The sequence below is a fragment of the Algivirga pacifica genome (genome assembly GCF_039543525.1).
In the GTDB taxonomy this organism is placed as follows: domain Bacteria; phylum Bacteroidota; class Bacteroidia; order Cytophagales; family Flammeovirgaceae; genus Algivirga; species Algivirga pacifica.
The window spans coordinates 51,792-71,048 of the sequence record NZ_BAABJX010000022.1 but is presented as its reverse complement, the minus strand read 5'-3'; the positions used below and the strand labels follow the sequence as shown (position 1 = coordinate 71,048).

Below are 19,257 nucleotides of genomic sequence, written 5' to 3'. Positions count from 1 at the left end.
TTTAATACACATTCTTTTTGCTCTAAAAAAGCTAATTTAACTGTTAGCGAATCCTAATATTTTACTTATTATTGTTATGGTTAACGATTGATATTCCGATATTTGACAGCAGGATTAAATCCTTATGTTTTATCACTTTTTGGATAAAAAACACTCAATAATTATAAATTAAAATAACAGAATGAAAAAACTGACTATTTTGTTTTCATTACTATTGGTAATGGTTTCTCAGTTCGCTATTGCACAAATTGCTTCTAAAGATTCCGTTTGGCTTCATCAAGGAAGCTTTGGAGTAAACTTTTCGAATGTAGGCTTATATAACTGGGCTGCCGGAGGACAAAATTCTACAGCTTTAGGAGCAGTGTTATCCCTTAAAACCAAAATGGACGAAGGAGCAATGGTTTGGGGTACACAACTAGATATGGCCTATGGAGTAGTACGACAAGGAGATTCTCGTTACAACGTTAAGAAAACAGATGATCAAATGGTTTTGACATCCGATATGGGGTATAAAATCAATGAACATTGGAGGCTTCTTGGAAGTGCACAGCTAAGGACACAAATGGATGTTGGATATGACTTCTATATGGATGAGACCGATGATCAAGAGATGCGCCGAAAGATCTCAGCTTTTATGGCACCTGGTTATTTGGTATTGAATGCCAAGGCAGAGTACAACTATAAAGATATCGTCAGCCTTTCATTGGCACCTGTATCTAACCGATTTACCTTTGTGATGGATGAGCAGTTGTCAGAACAAGGTGCTTTTGGTGTAGAAGCAGGAGAGCGTATGCGTTATCAATTTGGTATGACAATCCATAATGCGATTCAAGCAAAGTTGATGGAGAATGTTTCTGTTAAGTCAGACCTTAATATGTTTGCTCCTTATGAAGAGTTGGATCGTTGGGTCGTAAACTGGGGAACACTATTAGTATTCAAAGTGAATAAGTATATTAATACTAACTTTGGAACCCAATTGATTTATGATCCAGATGTTTTGGTTCCAAAAAGTGATGGAACAACAGGACAAGGAGTACAGTTTAAGCATGTATTAAATGTTGGAGTAGCAGTAAGCTACTAATTATACTATAAGAAAGGAAGATGGATACTATTGCTGAATCAGTATTCCAAAAAAGCTCTGATAGGACAGAATAATATTTTTTCTTATTAGTGTAGTCTTCTAATACGGGAGATCCTTATTTTTGAATCTCTTAGCAGAGCCGGAAACTTTGATAAGTTTCCGGTTCTTAGTTTTAAGCATGAATGTCACGACAATATTTACCAAACGATCAACACCGAATGCAAGTAATTAATCCGCCATTAGCGACCAAAAAGACCTATACGCTTGAAAAACATGGGGATGTTCGTATTGACCCTTATTATTGGATGCGAGAGCGAGAAAACCAAGAGGTAATTGATTACCTGGAGGAAGAAAATGCTTACACCGCGTCCATGATGGAGCCCTCTAAGGCATTGGAAGAGACCCTCTTCTCAGAAATGCGATCTAGAATTAAGGAAGATGATGAGTCGGTTCCTTATCGTAGAAATGGATACTGGTATTATACTCGTTATGAGGAAGGTAAAGAATACCCAGTGTATTGCCGTAAAAAAGAAAGTCTTACAGCTCCAGAAGAGGTATTGCTGGATGCGAATAAAGAGGCGGAAGGATATGAGTACTTTGCGGTAGGTGCTATGGTGATCAGCGATGATAATCAATTACTGGCTTTCGCTGTTGACACTGTAGGAAGAAGAATTTACGAAATCAAGGTTAAAGATCTAAAAACAGGTCAGCCAATAGGGAATACCCTAAAGGAGACAGTAGGAAACTGTTGCTGGGCAGCTGATAATAAGACCTTATTGTATACGACACAGGATAAAGAAACCTTGCGTCCCAACAAAGTGTGGAAACACCAATTGGACACTGAGCAGCAAGAGGACCAACTTCTTTTTGAAGAGACTGACGAGAAGTTTACCCTTCAAATCCATCGTACAAAATCCCGTCGATATATTTTTATTAATTCAGGATCTACCACTTCTAGTGAAATTCACTATGTGGAAGCGGAGACTCCAGCTCAGGAACTAAAGGTATTTTTGCCGAGGGAGGAGAAGCATGAGTATCAGGTAGAGCACTTTGAAGATAAGTTCTATATATTGACGAACTGGCAGGCGACCAACTTCCGTTTGATGGAAGCTCCTATACATGCTACCGAAAAAGAGGACTGGACAGAGGTGATCGCCCACAGAGGAGACGTTTTGTTAGAAGGGATAGAGGTGTTCAAGGATTACATGGTATTGGAAGAGCGTATTGGGGGACTAACGCATCTTCGTATCAAACATTGGTCGGATGGAGAAGAGCATTATCTTGATTTTGGAGAAGCAACGTATTCTGCATGGATCAGTGTGAACTATGATTTTGATACGAAGATTCTTCGTTATGGGTATAATTCCTTGACGACACCTCGTTCGACATTTGATTACCATATGGGAAGTCGCCATAAAGAATTATTGAAGCAACAGCCCGTATTAGGTGGATTTTCCTCAGAGGATTATCAAGCCGAACGCATTCACGCGACAGCAGCAGATGGCACACAGATTCCGATTTCTTTGGTTTATAAGAAAGGGTTTGAAAAACATGGGCATGCACCGATGTACTTGACTGCTTATGGTTCTTATGGATATTCTTATGATCCTTACTTTAGTGTCGTTCGTTTGAGTTTGTTGGATAGGGGATTTGTGTTTGCTATTGCTCATGTCCGAGGAGGAGAAGAGATGGGAAGACCTTGGTATGAGGATGGAAAACTATTGCATAAGCAAAACACCTTTACAGACTTTATTGCTTGTACGGAGCACTTAATAGCAGAAGGATATAGTAGTCCGGACCGTATAGTAGCCAATGGCGGAAGTGCAGGAGGGTTATTGGTAGGAGCAGTGATAAATATGCGTCCAGAGTTATACAAGGCAGTAGTGGCAGATGTTCCTTTTGTGGATGTAGTGACTACGATGCTGGATGAAAGTATCCCGCTAACAGTAGGAGAGTACGAGGAATGGGGCAACCCCAATGATCCGGCTTACTACTTCTATATGAAGTCTTATTCTCCATACGATCAGGTAAAGGCACAGAATTACCCTAACTTATTGGTTACTTCTGGCCTTCACGACTCTCAAGTACAGTATTGGGAGCCTACTAAATGGGTTGCCAAGTTAAGAGAACTGAAAACAGACAATAACCTATTGTTATTGAAAACCAATATGAGTGCTGGTCACGGAGGTGCTTCAGGACGATTTGAAACGCTAAGAGAAATCGCGTTTGAGTTTGCCTTTATCCTAATGATACTTGGTATGGAATAAATAGTTAGGAGTTGGGAGTTAGAAGTTATAAGTACTAAGTTTTTTTAAAGAACTCCTAACTCCTAACTACCATGCTTCCGGCCTTTCTGCCAATGAAAGGGAAATATGCAAATGATCTCCCGTACCCCCGTGCCGTACAGCATTAAACCCTAAAGTCCAAAAGTAAAGCTGTACTAAACGATTGCGTATCCACCAACGGTCACTGACACGTATATCCATGGCGTGTACATAGCCTGTGCTTTGAGTATAGTGCAATGATCTTTTTTTGGAAGGAAGCCCCATTTTTCTGTAATCTTCAGGAGCGCGTTCCGCATCAGTGATGAGTAGATCACGATCAATCCATAATAATGTTCTTACCCCTAAGCGAAGAAAAGGATGTAGGCTGGTATATTCTTTTCTAATTTCTGATACTTTATGGTTTTTGATAGGAAGGGTAATGAGTGAGGCACCACAATAAAAGAGCGTAAGTCCTGTCATGATAAAGAAGGTGATCTTAAACTCCCTCATACTGATATATTGCCTGCGAAGAACTTTTCTATATAGAAAAGAGGTATAGTACAGACAAAGAAATAAGGATATAATATAGGTCAAGCCTAAGGCAATCCAAGTATTCCATTCATAGTATTGATATAAAAAGACACTTCCTCTGATCAATAAATAGATAGGGAGCAAGAAAAGTAGTAAAGGCTTTAATAAGTATTTAAGAGCCCACAGTGTTCTTTTAGAGGGAGTATGTATGTTGTAAGCCATAGGGAAGGGGTGGTGTGGTATTAGTTATGCCGTTTGTTGAGTAGTATTCATTAATTAGGCCGAACAGAGCTAGTGAGCAGTATAAGGATTATTTATTCAACCTTAATATATGAATACGTGGAATAGTATTGATTGGTTGATCGAATAATAGAATTTACCTTGTCGGGGAGATGACAAGGGACGCCCTTCCTTCATCCTTCATCTATCACGTAAGTGACATGCTTATGGCCGCAGTACCCACAAGGGGCACCCTTTTATAACCACTTTTTCTTCTTAAAGTAGAAGACCATCACAATAGCAACAGCAATCATCAATCCCCATACCCCGAAATACCCCCAATGCCATTGTAACTCTGGCATATAAGCAAAGTTCATCCCATAGATCCCCGCAATAAATGTAAGTGGAATAAAGATCGTAGAGACCAGGGTCAACAATTGCATAATCTGGTTCATCTTATAGCTTACCCCTGAATGGTACAAATCCATCAAGTTACCAATCATCTCTTTCTGATGGTCAATTAACTCATTAATGTAGACCACATGTTCCATCAAGTCTTTGATGTAACGCAGTGTATCTTCCGAGAGCAACTCACTTTCATTTTTTTGTAAGTTGAGAATAGCTTCACGTAGGGGAGAAATTGCTTTTCTAAACTGACTAGCCTTTTTATTGAGTTGCTGTATATCAATTAATGCCCTGCGGTCTGGATGAGCAATGATGGATTCCTCCATTGCTTCAATGGTATCACCAAAGTGCTCCGTCACATGGTAATAATTATCTACAACCATATCAATAAGTCGATAGAAAAGATAATCAGGCCCTTTTTTTCGAGCCTTGGCTTTCCCATCTTTTACCCTTACCCTGAATTCGTGAAAGATATCCCCTTCTTTTTCCTGTAAGGAAATAACCCAGTTTTTTCCTAGTATAATGCTGAGTTGTTCTTCCACAATACTTTTTCCATCAGCAGTCAACCCCAACATTTTAAGCGTAATAAACTCATGATCCTCGAACCCTTCGGACTTAGGGCGGTGCTGGGTATTGATAATATCTTCCATCATCAGGGTATCCAGCTCAAAGTGTTCACTAAGCTTAGTGATCAATGCTGTATCATGTAATCCATCGATATTGATCCAACTGACAGAAGTATGCTCCTTTAATTGGAAGACCTCCTCTATCGTATTGACCTGATACTCTTCAATTGTGGTAGGGGTATAATCGGTTACGGAGATTTTTACCTCATCGCTCCATTGTGTACCTACATGCACTAGCGTACCTGGAGGTAACCCTATTTTACTAGATGTTGTGTTCATACTGTTTAATTGAACGCTGTTCGTTCATGATGTTTAGTTGTTCAAGCTTGTTGAGATAGAACCCTCGCATCATGCGAGGGCCTACATTTATTTCGCTGGAAGTAATTTAGACCTTACTTCTCCAAAGCCGACACGTATTCCGTCCTTGATACAATAGCCTCTCATAATGACCGTATCACCATCTTCCAGAAACTTTCGTTCTCCTCCTTCTTCTAGCAAAATGGTCTTTTGTCCTGCCCAAGATAACTCTAGCATAGAGCCATAAGAATCTTCAGACTTGCCGGAGATGGTACCTGAAGCATACATATCACCCACCTCAATATTACAACCATTAATGGTATGATGTGCCAGTTGCTGTGCCATATTCCAGTACAAGTATTTGAAATTGGAACGACTAATGATCGTTTCTTTTTGACATTTTTCTGGTAATAGAGCGACCTCTAGATTGATATTAAAGGCTTTGTCCCCTTCATACTGAAGATAAGGAAGTACTTTAGGATCTTGTGAAGGCCCTGCTACCCGGAAAGGTTCTAGCGCATCCATCGTAACAATCCAAGGAGAGACGGATGATCCGAAGTTTTTGCCCAAAAAAGGTCCCAAAGGAACATACTCCCATTTTTGTATATCTCGTGCTGACCAATCATTGAAGACAACCATACCAAAGATATGTTCTTCTGCATCAGCAGTAGTGACAGAATCGCCCAAATCAGTCGCACGCCCTGTGATAAAGGCCATCTCTAGTTCAAAGTCCATACGCTGAGACGGACCAAAGACAGGTGTTTCGGCATTAGGTGGCATCATCTGCCCCTTCGGACGATGAATATTCGTTCCAGAAACTACGATAGAAGAAGCGCGTCCGTGATACCCTACAGGTAAGTGCTTCCAGTTTGGCATTAGAGCATTCTCTTTACTTCTGAACATAATGCCTACGTTGGTGGCATGCTCTTGAGAGGAATAAAAGTCCGTGTAGTTTTTCACTTCTACAGGAAGTAACATATCTGCCGTCACTTGAGCGACCAATACCTTATCCGCATGTTTATATAGATCACTACCCTCTGTAAGAAGTTCTTTTATCCTGGCTCTAACCTTTGTCCATATAGGCTTGCCTAGGGCAATAAAGTCATTAAGCTTAGGGCGATCAAAAACGGTGACATCCATTCCCAAGTCATCCATATATCCTAATGCGGCGACTGCTGTCAGATCGAGAATCTCTTCTCCTATTGCAACACCAACTCTAGGAGAGCGTTTGGCGGTTTTAAAAATACCATAAGGAAGGTTGTAAAGTGTGAAGTCGGAGTTTTTAGAGACATTCACCCAGGAAGGTCGATTGGTTAGTTGTGGTTCTATCATCGTATATCTGTTTTTAGTGTGGTGTATAGTTTATAGGCTTAGAGCTTGTTTGGAATACTGATTCAGACAGAAAATTCCTCTAATCACTGTTCAAATCAATCCATATTTTCATCAAATAGAGCCACTATTATCTTCAAATCTGACTTGATTTGAACAGGTTATAGAAATTTTCTCTATCTAAATCAGTATTCCAAGCAAACTCTTATAGATCCAAATGGACCTTCGAAAAGATATTAAATATTTTAGATAGAAATGGTATAAAGAGGGATATGATTGGAGAGTATAAGAATGGAGCAAAGCTATTAGTATTAGCACAGGACACCGCCCTGTGTCGAATATTATTGTGAAATAACACCTCTTCTATTTTCTTTTTTATGTAATATTATACATCCAATAAATACTATTCCTTGCTATAACAGCAAGTCCATTTTTTTATTTCATCTATGATTCAAGAAATAGCCCTTCTTCGTGTAAAACCAGGAATGACCACTCAGTTCGAGAAAGATTTTGCGCTGGCCGGTCAATATATAGCTTCTATCAAAGGGTATAAAAACCATCAATTGCAACGTTGCCTGGAAGATGACCATAAATATGCTTTGCTAGTACAATGGGAAACCTTGGAAGACCACACGGTAGGTTTTAGGGAATCGGAAGCTTATCAGGAGTGGAAGAGGTTATTGCATCATTATTATGATCCATTTCCGGTGGTGGAGCATTTTGAGGTTGTCTTTGAGAATAAAAATTGAATAATACTACATGTACTAAGAAATAACATCATGATAAATAAAAAATACATCTTCTTATCCCTTATAGTTTTATTGGGTTGGGTAAATTCTTTTGGACAGCAGAAAGAAGATTTTCATGGAACATGGAAAGTAAAGCAAATGATTATTGCTGATGAACTGATGCCTAAGGGGATTTCTGAAGAGCAAGTAGCTATGACGGAAAGCTTTCTTAGGATGTTATTCTTTAAAGCGGTTTTTACGTTTGATCAAGGAGGGAATGCTCGTGTAGAGGTACAAGACCCTTCAAAAGAACTGGATATGGAATCGGTATCTTGGATTTATGATTCTCAGAATAAGATTATAGGTATTCGTGATCGAGAAACGAAAAAATCAAGGCTGATGGATATCGGGGTAAAAGTAGAGCAAGGGCACTATTTATTCCATATTCTGGAAAGTCCGGTGATTTTAGAGGTAGAAAAGATTAAGCCTTAATGATTAAAAAATGGTATACTTAGCAGCTTTGAAAGTATATAAACATGCCGATAAATAGTATAGAAACGGAACGACTAGTATTACGTTCAACAAAGGAAGAGGATGCCCCTTTTGTATTACAACTGATGAATACTCCTAAATGGATTCAAAATATAGGAGACCGAAAGATATACACAGAAGAAGCTGCCCAAAAACATATTCTTGAAAAGATGAAACCTCAATTCGAGCGATTGGGGTATGGAAACTATACCATTATTAGAAAAAAAGATGGAGCCAAACTAGGCTTTGCCGGATTATACGATCGAGAAGGAGTAGAGGGGGTAGATATAGGCTTTGGCTTATTGCCGGAGTATGAAGGGCAGGGGTACGCTTACGAAGCCTCTAAGGTATTAATGGAAAAAGCATTCAAAGATTTTGGGTTGAAGGTCATCAAAGGTATCGTTAATCCAGATAATCTTGCTTCTCAGCGTTTATTAGAAAAGCTGGGGTTGAGGCAGGTTGAAAAGATTAAGCTGGGAGAGGAAGGATCGGAAGTGCTGCTTTATAAGAGTTCTTCAATAATACCATTATCATGAAAGCCAAAAACTATACTACAATACGTACGTTCTATCATCTGTCTGAATCCTTTGAAGAATAGAATTTAAAATTTTTAAAAATAAACACTAACAATCAATTTATATGGCACTGTCAAAGAAACGTATTGCAACATTAAAAAGTAACTACAATGAGCTAGTCCTAATTACAGGAGCTACCTCAGGTATTGGTAAAGAACTAGCCTATCAGTTGGGAGAAGCTGGTTTCGATTTGTTGATTACGGGAAGAAGAAAAGAGTTACTGGATCAAATTCAGCAGGAAATCAATAGTCAGTATGGCGTAAACGTGACTACCTTACCAGGAGATCTTGCCAAAAAGGAGGATGTAGAAGCACTTCAACATCATCTAAATCAATATCAGGTAGGTATTGCCATATTGAATGCAGGATATGGTACAGGAGGAGAGTTGCTGGAGATGGACTATTCTTTATTGGAGAATATGCTGGATTTGAACTGTCGTGCCGTATTGCAGTTGAGCCACTTCTTGGGAAATCAATTTAAGAAAGAAGGAAAAGGAGCATTGGTCCTGTTGTCCTCTTTAGTTTCTTTCCAAGGAACACCATATATGACGAATTACGGAGCCACCAAAGCCTATGTACAATCTTTGGCAGAAGGGTTGGCTTATGAGCTTCGTCCACATCGTGTCGATGTGCTTAGTGTAACACCCGGACCCGTAAAAACAGGATTTGAGAATAGAGCCGGAATGGACTTTAATATTGGAGATGACTCTAAGAAAGTAGCGACAGATATTATTCAGGCCATTGGTAAGAAAAAAGTAGTAAGACCGGGAATCATGGCGAAATTTATGAGTACAGGATTTAAGTTGGTGCCAAGAAGCCTTCGAATTAAGATATTCCATTCGTCGATGAAGGATGCCATGGTATAGTTGAATATTGATCCATCATACTCCAAATCGCTTTGTTGAATCGTTGAATTGAGCTTCGCTCGTTGAATCGTTGATTCGAGTTGAACTGTTTTTTGATTGGTAATATCTGTGCCAATCAACATATCAACTCGAATCAACGAGCGAAGCTCAATTCAACGATTCAACGATTCAACAAAAAAGCCACTCCGGATAATATATCCAGAGTGGCTTTTCATTTAGGTTTTATACCCAAATTACAGAATTGCCTCAGCAAGTACCGTGATTTTGTTGTTGATCAACTCAACAGTACCACCGTCTACTACGAAAGTTTTTTCTTCTCCGTTAGCAGTCACAATTCTCAAATCTCCTTTTTCCAGAGCACTGATAATATCAGCGTGGTTGTTCAGCATCTCGAATTCTCCCTCAATGCCTGGAACCTTTACTGACTGAACCTCCCCTTCGAAGGCTTTAGTATCAGGTGTGATCAGTTCAAGGTACATAATATCGTTATTTATAGATGAAAAATGAGTAGCGATGTGCTCGCTACTCATTACTAAGAATCAAATTACTTAGCTTCAGCCATCATCTTCTCACCTTTCGCGATAGCATCCTCAATGCCACCTACAAGGTTGAAGGCTGCTTCAGGAAGGTGGTCATACTTACCATCAAGGATTTCGTTGAAACCTTTGATCGTATCTTTGATGTCTACCAATACACCAGAAAGACCAGTAAACTGCTCTGCTACGTGGAATGGCTGAGACAAGAAACGCTGAACACGACGCGCTCTGTGTACAACTAGCTTATCTTCTTCAGAAAGCTCGTCCATACCCAAGATCGCGATGATATCTTGCAATTCGTTATAACGCTGTAGAGTTTCTTTTACGCGTTGAGCAGTACCATAGTGCTCATCACCAAGAACATCTGCAGAAAGGATACGTGAAGTTGAATCCAATGGATCTACCGCAGGGTAGATACCCAAAGAAGCAATCTTACGTGAAAGTACGGTTGTTGCATCCAAGTGAGAGAAAGTCGTCGCTGGAGCAGGGTCAGTCAAGTCATCCGCAGGTACGTAAACGGCCTGTACGGAAGTAATTGAACCTCTTTTTGTAGAAGTAATACGCTCCTGCATCGCACCCATCTCTGTTGCTAGCGTTGGCTGGTAACCTACCGCTGAAGGCATACGACCTAGAAGGGCTGATACCTCAGAACCTGCCTGCGTGAAACGGAAGATGTTGTCTACGAAGAATAGGATATCGTTACCTTTTCCTTCTCCGTCACCGTCACGGAAATATTCTGCTACAGTAAGACCAGAAAGGGCTACACGAGCACGTGCCCCTGGAGGCTCGTTCATCTGACCGAATACCAGTGTTGCCTGAGACTTCGCTAACTCGTCGTAGTCTACTTTGCTCAGGTCCCATCCACCTTCTTCCATGTCTTTTGCAAACTCCTCACCGTATTTGATTACGCCAGATTCGATCATCTCTCTAAGAAGGTCGTTACCTTCACGAGTTCTCTCACCTACACCAGCGAATACTGAGATACCAGAGTATGCTTTTGCAATGTTGTTGATCAATTCCATGATCAATACGGTTTTACCTACACCGGCACCACCGAAAAGACCAATTTTACCACCTTTTGTATAAGGAGCCAACAAGTCAATTACTTTGATACCTGTGAAAAGGACCTCTGTAGAAGTTGACAACTCGTCGAATTTAGGGGCTGATCTGTGAATTGGGGCCGTTTGCTTACCCTCTGGCTGCTTCATACCATCGATAGCCTCTCCAACTACGTTGAAAAGACGACCTTTGATATCGTCACCCACAGGCATCGCGATTGGTGCACCTGTATCAATTACATCTAAGCCTCTTCTTAAACCTTCTGTACCGTCCATAGCGACTGTACGTACGCGGTCTTCTCCAAGATGCTGTTGAACTTCAAGAACCAACTCCTGTCCGTTCTCTTTTTTAACAGTAAGGGCGTTGTAAATCGCAGGAAGCTGAGCACTTTCGCTAAAGCTTACGTCTACAACCGGTCCGATAACCTGAGCGATCTTACCAAGATTTGACATTCTATTATATGTTATATATTCAAGAACCTATTACGCTAGAAAAAATTTAAATATTCTGAGAGACAATAGTATCCCGTTGATCTCTCGAAACGCAAAACTATATATATCTCCCTATTTTCCAAAGTAGATCTAAACAAAGTTATAATTTACACTTAAAAGTTTTTTACATCTTTGAGAGATGGGATGTTACTTCTATGCTATTTTTTCTTTTTTCCTTTATAAAAACCTTGCATTCCTCTCGTTTTTTTCCGTTACTTATTGGATAAGCTATACACTATTAATGGGATATGGATTTTTTGCGTGAGCTGATTTTGTAAGAAATGTTTTTTTTTTTCGTTGCTTCATTATACAAGTGTCACTTTATCGACAGAGAACAATTGGAGCATGTACAAGTAGCATGACTTGCCAACATACTCTTAATCCTTACATAAGAGAGATGCGTGTATACTGACCAGTATGTAACCTTACATCTTTGAGATGAGTAAGGGGATGGTAAATACTTATTGATACTTAGCGACATTATTATAATTATGTATAAGACAATCATGTATTCGCTCCGATTGGTATTGCTGGGACTTCTGCTAGGAGTGTCCACTCAAGGAATAGCCAGGGAACATGACCCTCTTAACAAACCGGAATTGTGGGAAAAGCTGCAACTAGATCCCACGAACTCTATGCTATGGTCTGCCTATGTGGGAAAAGCATGGGTGAGTATGACCATTAATGAGAAAGAGCAGATTAAGAAGTGGAAAAGCATGCTTAAGAAGCAGATGCTAGAGGGAGATGCCATACTTTTAGACGAAGAGGTGGTAATTGTAGGACCGGCAGCAGAGTGGGACAATATTCCTTCTCAGGAGGAGTTGGATCGAAAAGCACAGGAAGAAGAAGCGCAAGCAGTGCAACGTTACTTTCAGCAGATGGAACAGATGATGCTGGAGGAGCCTTCTTTTATGAGAAGCTTGAAGCAAAATATTCGCTTGAACTTCGTACTTTTGGATCAAAGCTATGAAGAAGCTATAGAGGCCTACGGAGTCGAATATAAGAGTTATTTTGAGCTTTACCCGAATGGAGAATACCCCTTGGAAAAGTGGGTGCAAGAAAAGAGTGATTTATTACAGCAATTGAAAAAAGAGGAATTTGAACGCTTCAAAAATGAGATGCTAGGATACTCTGGCAAATAAATTAGGCGTTTGTTAATATTTCCCATGGATTGTTCAAGGAGTAACTACATAGAAACTACTCTTTGGATGAGCGTGTTGTAACACCGAGCTCGTATTTTTAATAAACTTAACCTGGGAACAGCGCATGAAGACAAACTTTTTTCTTTTAGCAGCCATCATTTTATTCGCTTTTACACCACTTCAAGACATTTTTGCACAAGGAGAGCAGAGAACATTTCAGCTTTCCGGGATTGTTGTGGACGGTGAAGAAGACTATGGTGTACCAGGGGTAAGTGTGTACATTAAGCATGCAAATCGAGGAGTAGCGACCAATGATGTTGGCTTTTTTTCCTTACCTACGGTCGTTGGAGATACAGTGATCATTAGGGCGGTAGGGTACAAACAACAAGAGTTGGTAGTGCCTAGAAGTGAGGAGTTAGGATTAACTATACTGATTGACTTACAGAGTGATACGACCTTGTTGCCTGTACTGGAGTTTTTCCCTTATCCAACCAAGGAACTATTTGAGGAGGCATTTATGGCGTTAGGAGATGAAAAGGATAGTCGATTGGAAAACATGGAACGAAATTTGAGCAAAGAGGCTATGGAAAGAATGGTTATGTCATTATCCATGGATGGAGCTGGAAATTACCGGGAATACATGAAACTTCGAAATCAAGTACAAGATAATCGTCTGATGGGAGCTCCGTCGAATCCTTTGCTCAATCCTTTTGCCTGGGCAGAGCTGATTAAATCACTTCGGAAAAAGAAAAAGTGAACCATATTAGCCTGATATCAAATAAAGGCGTATTCATATTTACCGATACTTTTAAAACCAATGGGCTTATTCGATTTTTTTACTACTGATTTGGCTATTGATCTTGGCACGGCCAATACGCTCATTTTAAACAAAGGAAAGGTGGTGGTAGAAGAGCCATCCATCATTGCTTTGAACCAGTCTAGCGGGAAGGTGATTGCTGTAGGAGAGGAGGCGATGAGAATGCATGAGAAAACACATCATTTCATTAAAACAGTACGCCCATTAAGGGATGGAGTGATTGCTGATTTCCATGCGGCAGAACAGATGATTCGAACGTTTATCAAGAAATCTAAACTTCAGGGACGTTTTATGGTGAGCTCTCACCGTATGGTAATCTGTGTACCTTCGGGAATTACGGAGGTAGAAAAGAGAGCTGTACGAGACTCTGCAGAACATGCAGGCGCCAAGGAAGTCTACATGATTCCAGAACCTGTGGCTGCGGCGATAGGGCTAGGGATTGATATTCAAGAGCCTACGGGTTCTATGGTCGTTGATATTGGAGGAGGTACTTCAGAAATTGCGATTATAGCACTTTCAGGTATTGTTTGTGATGAATCTTTGAGAATCGCAGGAGATATTTTCAATAGGGATATTCTAGATTACATGCGTCGTCAGCATAACTTGTTGATTGGAGAACGTACTGCTGAGCAAATTAAGTTTGGTGTAGGTTCAGCGATTACAGAGTTAGATGATGAGCCGGAGGACTATGTGGTGAAAGGACGTGATCTAATCACAGGAGTCCCTAAAATTGTAGAAGTATCTTATAAAGAAGTAGCCTTTGCATTAGATAAATCTTTAACCAAAGTAGAAGAAGCGATTTTTAAAGCCTTGGAAGCCGCACCTCCGGAGTTATCAGCAGATATTTATGATAGAGGAATTCACTTGACAGGAGGAGGAGCATTACTGAGAGGATTGGATAAGCGAATTTCTTTGAAAACGAAGTTGCCTGTACATATTGCAGATGATCCTTTACGTACTGTATTAGCAGGAACAGCGGAAGCATTGGTAAACTTGCAACAATATAAATCTGTATTACTATACTAAGTATAGCGTTACAAGGATTCTGGTATAGCTTTTGGAAAGAATCAATATATATTGATTTGTAAATGATAAATCTTAAGCGATAAACAAAAAGCTTTTTTATTATAGTAAGCAATTGGTCAGTGAGTAAAAGGATAGACTTTGGAACTTTTTGTGAAAATATCCTTTCCCTACCTGACCATTTGTTATATTTGGCCATGGTTATATAGGCCATTTTTTATTTTGTGAGATAGTGTGGAGACGGAAATGAACAGCATGTCAAAGCGATCTCAAGAGCGATCAATTAAATGAACATATGCAGGAGCTATTTGCATTTATATATAGGTTAAGGGTTCTTCTGGTTTTTGTACTGTTGGAAGTTGTTTGTATGCTGCTGATTATTAACAATAATAGTTATCAGAAGGCAGTGTTTTTTACATCAGCGAACAGGGCCGTAGGAGGTATGATGCAAACCACCGCTGACTTGGAGGATTATGTTACCCTTAAGGACGATAATGATAAGCTGTTGGCAGAAAATGCAACACTTCGTCAGCAGCTATTAGAATATGAGAAACTATCGGCCTTATTACAAGAGCAGTTGGATACCACTTTTCAATTCCAAAAAGATAGTCTTTACGATACCAGTAACTATCGCTTTATCCCAGCCAATGTGATTAATAACAGTACGCTTAAGGCAAAAAATCATATTACCATTGATAAAGGGGAGCAAGATGGAGTAAAGCCTGGGATGGGGTTGATTACTTCTCAAGGGGTGGTAGGACAGGTAAAAGCGACTTCCAATAGCTTTGCGACTTGCTACTCTTTGCTGAATACAAACTTGAAGGTTTCTGCAAAGCTAACAAAGAATGATGCCTTGTGTACAGTAACCTGGGATGGTCAAAACCCAGCAGTAGGACAGGTGAATTACCTAGCAAGACATATTGATGTTGCTGTGGGAGATACGGTTGGTGTTTCTGGATATAATGCGCTTTACCCACCAGAAGTCCTTATTGGTACGATTAAAAGTGTGGAGAATCTTTCCTCAGAAACGTTCCTAAAAGTAGAGGTAGAGTTATTTGAAGACTTTTCTAAGCTATCTTTTGTGTATGTAGTGAGTCCTTTGTTTAAGGATGAGAAAGATTCGTTGGAACAGGTATCCTTGAAAGAGTAGTAAGTAAATAGAATACGATAAAACAAATTGGAGATCATAGATTATGGTAGGATCAGTTATCGGGAGACTCGTTGCCCTATTTTTTGTTTTGATATTATTGCAAGGGATATTTTTGAGAAACTTTGCGCTGTTTGATTATGCTCTACTCTATCCTTATGTGGCTTTGATCTTAATCTTGCCATTTGGTATTCGTAATATGACGGCTTTGTTTATGAGTTTCTTTCTAGGACTTATCGTTGATGTCTTCTATGATACTTTAGGTATGCACGCAGCAGCTTGTGTTTTAATGGCTTTTGCACGTATCTATATCTTGAAACTAATGAGTAAGGAAGAGCAAGCAGATGATTTGACTACACTCCCTAGTGTGAGTTCTAGAGGTTTTCAATGGTTTGCACTTTATGCCTTTATTCTGGTATCGGTGCATCATGTAGGCTTGTTTGCCTTGGAGTATTTCAATACCAGATTATTCTTATCGGCTTTATTAAGAGGAGTAGCTAGTGCTACATTTACAGTGACAGTGATTGTCAGTGTACAATATATTTTTGGTGGAGCAAGAAAAACTCGTTTCAGATCTTCTTAAGGATAATATTACTTGTGATATTGAAGGAGAAAGGATGAAGGATAAATACCTTTTAATAAGGTTTATAATCCTTCATCCTTTCTCTTTTATTTATAACAGCTTTAGAAGTGCCACTAAACAATTACACCATCTTTCATTAGGATGGTGCGGTCAATAATTCCGTGTTCTTCTACAAGAGGATCATGCGTCGTAATAAGGATGGTCTTGCCTTCTTCTTTCAATTGTTCAAAAATAGATAAAACCTCTTGGGCATTTTTACTGTCCAAATGAGCCGTAGGTTCATCGGCAAATAAGATTTCAGGGGCGCTGATTAATGCCCTGGCGATAGCCACACGCTGTAGTTCTCCTCCTGAGAGCCGATCTACATGAGTATCTAACTTATGCGCAATATTTACTTTTTCGGCAGCTTCTTTTACTTTTTCATCCAATGCTTTAGTCGATAGCCCTAAAGGAATTAAGGGTAGGGCTATATTGTAAGCGGTTGAAAATCCAGTAATAAGATTGAAGTGCTGGAAAATAACACCAATATGCTCTTTCCGAAATCGGGTTAAAAACTTCTCAGACCATTTAGAAACCTGAACATCCATACAAGTATAAGAGCCAGAAGTTGGCTTCGAGAGGCAACTAAGTAAGGTAAGTAGGGTAGTTTTACCAGATCCCGAAGGCCCTTTCAATAATACACATTCCCCTTTGTCGATAGAAATAGAAATATTTTTAAGGGCGTAAAATTCATTGGACTTACCCAAATTAAACCCCTTAGAGAGGTTTTCTACGATCATGGCCTTCATAGACTGTTGTATGTAGTTTAGTCTTGGTAAAATTTCTTTCTCTGAATTAACTCAATCACTGAGTCAGGCAATAGGTAACGTATGGTACGTCCTTCTTGTATGGCATTTCTAATAAATGTGGCAGAAATATCAATTTTAGGAGCTTCAATCATAGTCACATTGGGCTCTTGGAGAATTGGGGAAGGATCTACGAATGGTCTAGGATAGACAATTAGTCCATAATAGGATAGAATCTGTTCGTAGTTTTTCCACTTGTGGAAGTTTGTCAAGTTATCTTCACCTAAAATGATCTTGAACTGATGTTTAGGATACTTCTCCGATAAATAGGTTAATGTATCTATTGTATAGCTTGGTTTGGGAAGGTTAAATTCAATGTCAGAAGCCCTCAAATGGGGGTTGTCATCAATGGCCAGTTTTACCATATCGTAACGATCAAACTCATGAAGAAGAGTTTTCTTTTTTTTGAAAGGGTTCTGTGGAGAGATTACAAACCAGACTTCGTCCACAATATCACTTTCAGCTACCGTATTGGCAATAATCAGGTGTCCAATGTGGATAGGATTAAAGGAACCAAAAAATAGACCTACTCTCATATATTGTACTATTCAGTATTTTTTATTTTACCTCTAGAAAGGTACAAAAATAGAGATTCTATGGAGTGAAAAAAAAAAGGGAAGGTCTGATAACTTATAATAAAGTAATAAGGATGTAGAGAGGGGCGTTCAGGGGTTAAAGGAGAAAGGAGAAAGGAGAAAGGAGAAAGGAGAAAGGCTGCATATTCCTTCAACCTTTCTCCTTTTTCTATTATCAATAAAATTAAACCTGTCGGTTTATGAGATAGTCTACTCTTTAATCTTACTGTGTACAAGTTCTTCTGCTTTTTCAAATGCTTCCTGCAGATCGTCATTGATAAGAGTGACATCAAAAGAAGTCGCATATTTTAACTCGTCTGCGGCCTTATCAACTCGCTCTCGAATACTTTCTTCAGGGTCTGTAGCTCTCGAACGCAATCGTCTTTCCAGTTCCTCCACACTAGGTGGCTGTATGAAAATAGCCATAGCGTCGTTTCCAAAGTATTTTTTAAGATTAATGCCCCCGATCACATCTACATCCATGACAACATGCTTACCGCTAGCCCATATACGTTCCACTTCTGATTTTAAAGTGCCGTAGTATACGCCCTCGTATACTTCTTCGTATTCGACGAAGGCATCATCCTTGATTTTTTTTCTAAAATCCTCAAGGCTCAAAAAGTAGTAGTCTTTGCCGTGTTGTTCTTTTCCTCTTGGCGCACGAGTGGTGGCTGAGATGGAAAAGGTAAGACACTCTTCACATTTCAGGAGGTGTTTGACGATGGTGGTTTTTCCGGATCCGGAAGGGGCGGAGAAAATAAAAATTTTGCCTGATGAAGCCATTTAATGTAGAATCACAGAAGGTTTACGTTATTTTTCCGTATAAAAAAATAAGGCTCATTTACATGAGCTCCTTATTTTTAAAACAATAAATTTGTGCTTTGGTGGGCAAAAGTACTACTTTTTTGGTTTAATCAAATGCTATTGGCGTTATATCCCATTTTTTTGGCATAATTGACCAGCTTTTCCTTTAGTAGATTTCTGGCTCGGTGTAGCCTACTTCTTACCGTACCAATTGGAATATCCAAGATCTTGGACATCTCCTCATAGGTAAATCCTTCTAAGTCGCATAAGATAATGACAATACGAAAGTCGACGGCTAATGAGTTTAAAGCATTGGTGACTTCGTCTCCAATACGGTTACTCATGGTTTCTGTCCTGAGGTCTGTGGTGATATTTAAGTCGACATCCTCAGAATTATAAACACTTTCTACTTCTTGATAATCAATTTTAGAGGGTTGTTTACTTTTTTTGCGATAATCATTAATAAAACTGTTCTTAAGAATTCGGAATAGCCATGCTTTGGCATTAGTTCCTTCTTCAAAAGAATTAATGAATCGGAATGCTTTCATATAAGTGTCTTGTACCAGATCTTTAGCATCTTCCTCATCCAATGTAAGCTTATAAGCAAAATTGTACATGGAATCTATATGTGGTACAAACTCTTGCTCAAAGATCTGCACTTTTTTGCGATCCGAGTAAGCGGGTTTTTTGTGGTCATTTTCCATAGGGTTGGAACCTTTTGAGTTTATATCAATATACAAAACCCTGACAGATAAATAAAGTATTTTTGCACTATATGAGTACT

Annotated in this window: 20 protein-coding genes; 11 read left to right on the top strand and 9 right to left on the bottom strand. The window is 39.4% G+C overall.

Annotated features, from left to right (window positions below; all coding sequences use genetic code 11):
* Positions 1–181 precede the first annotated feature (181 nt).
* On the top strand, positions 182–1,081 hold the full coding sequence (locus ABD985_RS07250; RefSeq protein ID WP_345370472.1) for a DUF3078 domain-containing protein: 900 nt from the start codon (positions 182–184) through the stop codon (positions 1,079–1,081).
* A gap of 218 nt (positions 1,082–1,299) precedes the next feature.
* Complete coding sequence (locus ABD985_RS07245) at positions 1,300–3,348, top strand: S9 family peptidase (RefSeq protein ID WP_345370470.1); 2,049 nt, start codon at positions 1,300–1,302, stop codon at positions 3,346–3,348.
* 66 nt (positions 3,349–3,414) lie between these two features.
* On the opposite strand, the gene ABD985_RS07240 is transcribed toward ABD985_RS07245, so the two are convergent.
* From ABD985_RS07240 to fahA, 3 genes are all read right to left on the bottom strand, one after another.
* Complete coding sequence (locus ABD985_RS07240) at positions 3,415–4,098, bottom strand: hypothetical protein (RefSeq protein WP_345370468.1); 684 nt, start codon at positions 4,096–4,098, stop codon at positions 3,415–3,417.
* 254 nt (positions 4,099–4,352) lie between these two features.
* Entirely contained in the window at positions 4,353–5,405 is a 1,053-nt protein-coding gene (gene corA / locus ABD985_RS07235; protein ID WP_345370466.1) for a magnesium/cobalt transporter CorA, read from the bottom strand.
* An 87-nt stretch (positions 5,406–5,492) separates the two neighbouring features.
* Entirely contained in the window at positions 5,493–6,755 is a 1,263-nt protein-coding gene (fahA, locus tag ABD985_RS07230) for a fumarylacetoacetase (protein WP_345370465.1), read from the bottom strand.
* Between the two features lie 443 nt (positions 6,756–7,198).
* On the opposite strand from fahA, the gene ABD985_RS07225 reads away from it, so the two are divergent.
* The 4 genes from ABD985_RS07225 (at position 7,199) to ABD985_RS07210 (ending at position 9,451) form a co-directional block, all read left to right on the top strand.
* Positions 7,199–7,501 (top strand): antibiotic biosynthesis monooxygenase family protein, encoded by a 303-nt coding sequence (locus tag ABD985_RS07225; RefSeq protein WP_345370463.1) that lies wholly within the window; start codon positions 7,199–7,201, stop codon positions 7,499–7,501.
* Positions 7,502–7,531: 30 nt separating this feature from the next.
* On the top strand, positions 7,532–7,972 hold the full coding sequence (locus ABD985_RS07220; RefSeq protein WP_345370461.1) for a hypothetical protein: 441 nt from the start codon (positions 7,532–7,534) through the stop codon (positions 7,970–7,972).
* A 44-nt stretch (positions 7,973–8,016) separates the two neighbouring features.
* Positions 8,017–8,547, top strand: a complete 531-nt coding sequence (locus ABD985_RS07215; RefSeq protein WP_345370459.1) for a GNAT family N-acetyltransferase — start codon at positions 8,017–8,019, stop codon at positions 8,545–8,547.
* Between the two features lie 103 nt (positions 8,548–8,650).
* Positions 8,651–9,451, top strand: coding sequence for an SDR family NAD(P)-dependent oxidoreductase (locus ABD985_RS07210; RefSeq protein ID WP_345370457.1), 801 nt, complete (start codon positions 8,651–8,653; stop codon positions 9,449–9,451).
* 233 nt (positions 9,452–9,684) lie between these two features.
* Here the strand turns inward: ABD985_RS07210 and atpC are convergent, their stop codons facing one another.
* Complete coding sequence (atpC, locus tag ABD985_RS07205) at positions 9,685–9,930, bottom strand: ATP synthase F1 subunit epsilon (protein ID WP_345370455.1); 246 nt, start codon at positions 9,928–9,930, stop codon at positions 9,685–9,687.
* Between the two features lie 65 nt (positions 9,931–9,995).
* Complete coding sequence (atpD, locus tag ABD985_RS07200; protein ID WP_345370453.1) at positions 9,996–11,498, bottom strand: F0F1 ATP synthase subunit beta; 1,503 nt, start codon at positions 11,496–11,498, stop codon at positions 9,996–9,998.
* A 530-nt stretch (positions 11,499–12,028) separates the two neighbouring features.
* Here atpD and ABD985_RS07195 point away from each other — a divergent pair.
* From ABD985_RS07195 to ABD985_RS07175, 5 genes are all read left to right on the top strand, one after another.
* Entirely contained in the window at positions 12,029–12,679 is a 651-nt protein-coding gene (locus ABD985_RS07195; RefSeq protein WP_345370451.1) for a hypothetical protein, read from the top strand.
* Between the two features lie 124 nt (positions 12,680–12,803).
* A complete protein-coding gene (locus ABD985_RS07190; protein WP_345370450.1) occupies positions 12,804–13,436 on the top strand; it encodes a carboxypeptidase-like regulatory domain-containing protein in 633 nt (210 codons plus the stop codon).
* A 60-nt stretch (positions 13,437–13,496) separates the two neighbouring features.
* Positions 13,497–14,522, top strand: a complete 1,026-nt coding sequence (locus tag ABD985_RS07185) for a rod shape-determining protein (protein ID WP_345370449.1) — start codon at positions 13,497–13,499, stop codon at positions 14,520–14,522.
* Between the two features lie 292 nt (positions 14,523–14,814).
* Positions 14,815–15,669 carry a rod shape-determining protein MreC gene (gene mreC, locus ABD985_RS07180; RefSeq protein WP_345370448.1) on the top strand — a complete coding sequence of 285 codons (855 nt, stop codon included), beginning with the start codon at positions 14,815–14,817 and terminating at the stop codon, positions 15,667–15,669.
* A 43-nt stretch (positions 15,670–15,712) separates the two neighbouring features.
* On the top strand, positions 15,713–16,249 hold the full coding sequence (locus ABD985_RS07175) for a hypothetical protein (protein ID WP_345370446.1): 537 nt from the start codon (positions 15,713–15,715) through the stop codon (positions 16,247–16,249).
* A gap of 113 nt (positions 16,250–16,362) precedes the next feature.
* Here the strand turns inward: ABD985_RS07175 and ABD985_RS07170 are convergent, their stop codons facing one another.
* The 4 genes from ABD985_RS07170 to ABD985_RS07155 form a co-directional block, all read right to left on the bottom strand.
* Positions 16,363–17,037, bottom strand: a complete 675-nt coding sequence (locus tag ABD985_RS07170) for an ABC transporter ATP-binding protein (protein ID WP_345370445.1) — start codon at positions 17,035–17,037, stop codon at positions 16,363–16,365.
* A gap of 17 nt (positions 17,038–17,054) precedes the next feature.
* On the bottom strand, positions 17,055–17,630 hold the full coding sequence (gene nadD / locus ABD985_RS07165; protein WP_345370443.1) for a nicotinate (nicotinamide) nucleotide adenylyltransferase: 576 nt from the start codon (positions 17,628–17,630) through the stop codon (positions 17,055–17,057).
* A 249-nt stretch (positions 17,631–17,879) separates the two neighbouring features.
* The gene (gene gmk, locus ABD985_RS07160; RefSeq protein WP_345370441.1) at positions 17,880–18,452 is read right to left on the bottom strand and encodes a guanylate kinase; all 573 of its coding nucleotides are present in this window, start codon (positions 18,450–18,452) and stop codon (positions 17,880–17,882) included.
* 131 nt (positions 18,453–18,583) lie between these two features.
* Entirely contained in the window at positions 18,584–19,177 is a 594-nt protein-coding gene (locus tag ABD985_RS07155; protein WP_345370440.1) for a sigma-70 family RNA polymerase sigma factor, read from the bottom strand.
* Positions 19,178–19,257 lie beyond the last annotated feature (80 nt).

Coding starts and splice junctions, on each gene's coding strand:
- corA (WP_345370466.1), bottom strand. CDS start 5,405: ATGAACACAACATCTAGTAAAATAGGGTTACCTCCAGGTACGCTAGTG.
- ABD985_RS07195 (WP_345370451.1), top strand. CDS start 12,029: ATGTATAAGACAATCATGTATTCGCTCCGATTGGTATTGCTGGGACTT.
- ABD985_RS07185 (WP_345370449.1), top strand. CDS start 13,497: ATGGGCTTATTCGATTTTTTTACTACTGATTTGGCTATTGATCTTGGC.
- gmk (WP_345370441.1), bottom strand. CDS start 18,452: ATGGCTTCATCAGGCAAAATTTTTATTTTCTCCGCCCCTTCCGGATCC.
- ABD985_RS07245 (WP_345370470.1), top strand. CDS start 1,300: ATGCAAGTAATTAATCCGCCATTAGCGACCAAAAAGACCTATACGCTT.
- fahA (WP_345370465.1), bottom strand. CDS start 6,755: ATGATAGAACCACAACTAACCAATCGACCTTCCTGGGTGAATGTCTCT.
- ABD985_RS07155 (WP_345370440.1), bottom strand. CDS start 19,177: ATGGAAAATGACCACAAAAAACCCGCTTACTCGGATCGCAAAAAAGTG.
- mreC (WP_345370448.1), top strand. CDS start 14,815: ATGCAGGAGCTATTTGCATTTATATATAGGTTAAGGGTTCTTCTGGTT.
- atpD (WP_345370453.1), bottom strand. CDS start 11,498: ATGTCAAATCTTGGTAAGATCGCTCAGGTTATCGGACCGGTTGTAGAC.
- atpC (WP_345370455.1), bottom strand. CDS start 9,930: ATGTACCTTGAACTGATCACACCTGATACTAAAGCCTTCGAAGGGGAG.
- ABD985_RS07225 (WP_345370463.1), top strand. CDS start 7,199: ATGATTCAAGAAATAGCCCTTCTTCGTGTAAAACCAGGAATGACCACT.
- ABD985_RS07210 (WP_345370457.1), top strand. CDS start 8,651: ATGGCACTGTCAAAGAAACGTATTGCAACATTAAAAAGTAACTACAAT.
- ABD985_RS07170 (WP_345370445.1), bottom strand. CDS start 17,037: ATGAAGGCCATGATCGTAGAAAACCTCTCTAAGGGGTTTAATTTGGGT.
- ABD985_RS07215 (WP_345370459.1), top strand. CDS start 8,017: ATGCCGATAAATAGTATAGAAACGGAACGACTAGTATTACGTTCAACA.
- ABD985_RS07220 (WP_345370461.1), top strand. CDS start 7,532: ATGATAAATAAAAAATACATCTTCTTATCCCTTATAGTTTTATTGGGT.
- ABD985_RS07190 (WP_345370450.1), top strand. CDS start 12,804: ATGAAGACAAACTTTTTTCTTTTAGCAGCCATCATTTTATTCGCTTTT.
- ABD985_RS07250 (WP_345370472.1), top strand. CDS start 182: ATGAAAAAACTGACTATTTTGTTTTCATTACTATTGGTAATGGTTTCT.
- nadD (WP_345370443.1), bottom strand. CDS start 17,630: ATGAGAGTAGGTCTATTTTTTGGTTCCTTTAATCCTATCCACATTGGA.
- ABD985_RS07175 (WP_345370446.1), top strand. CDS start 15,713: ATGGTAGGATCAGTTATCGGGAGACTCGTTGCCCTATTTTTTGTTTTG.
- ABD985_RS07240 (WP_345370468.1), bottom strand. CDS start 4,098: ATGGCTTACAACATACATACTCCCTCTAAAAGAACACTGTGGGCTCTT.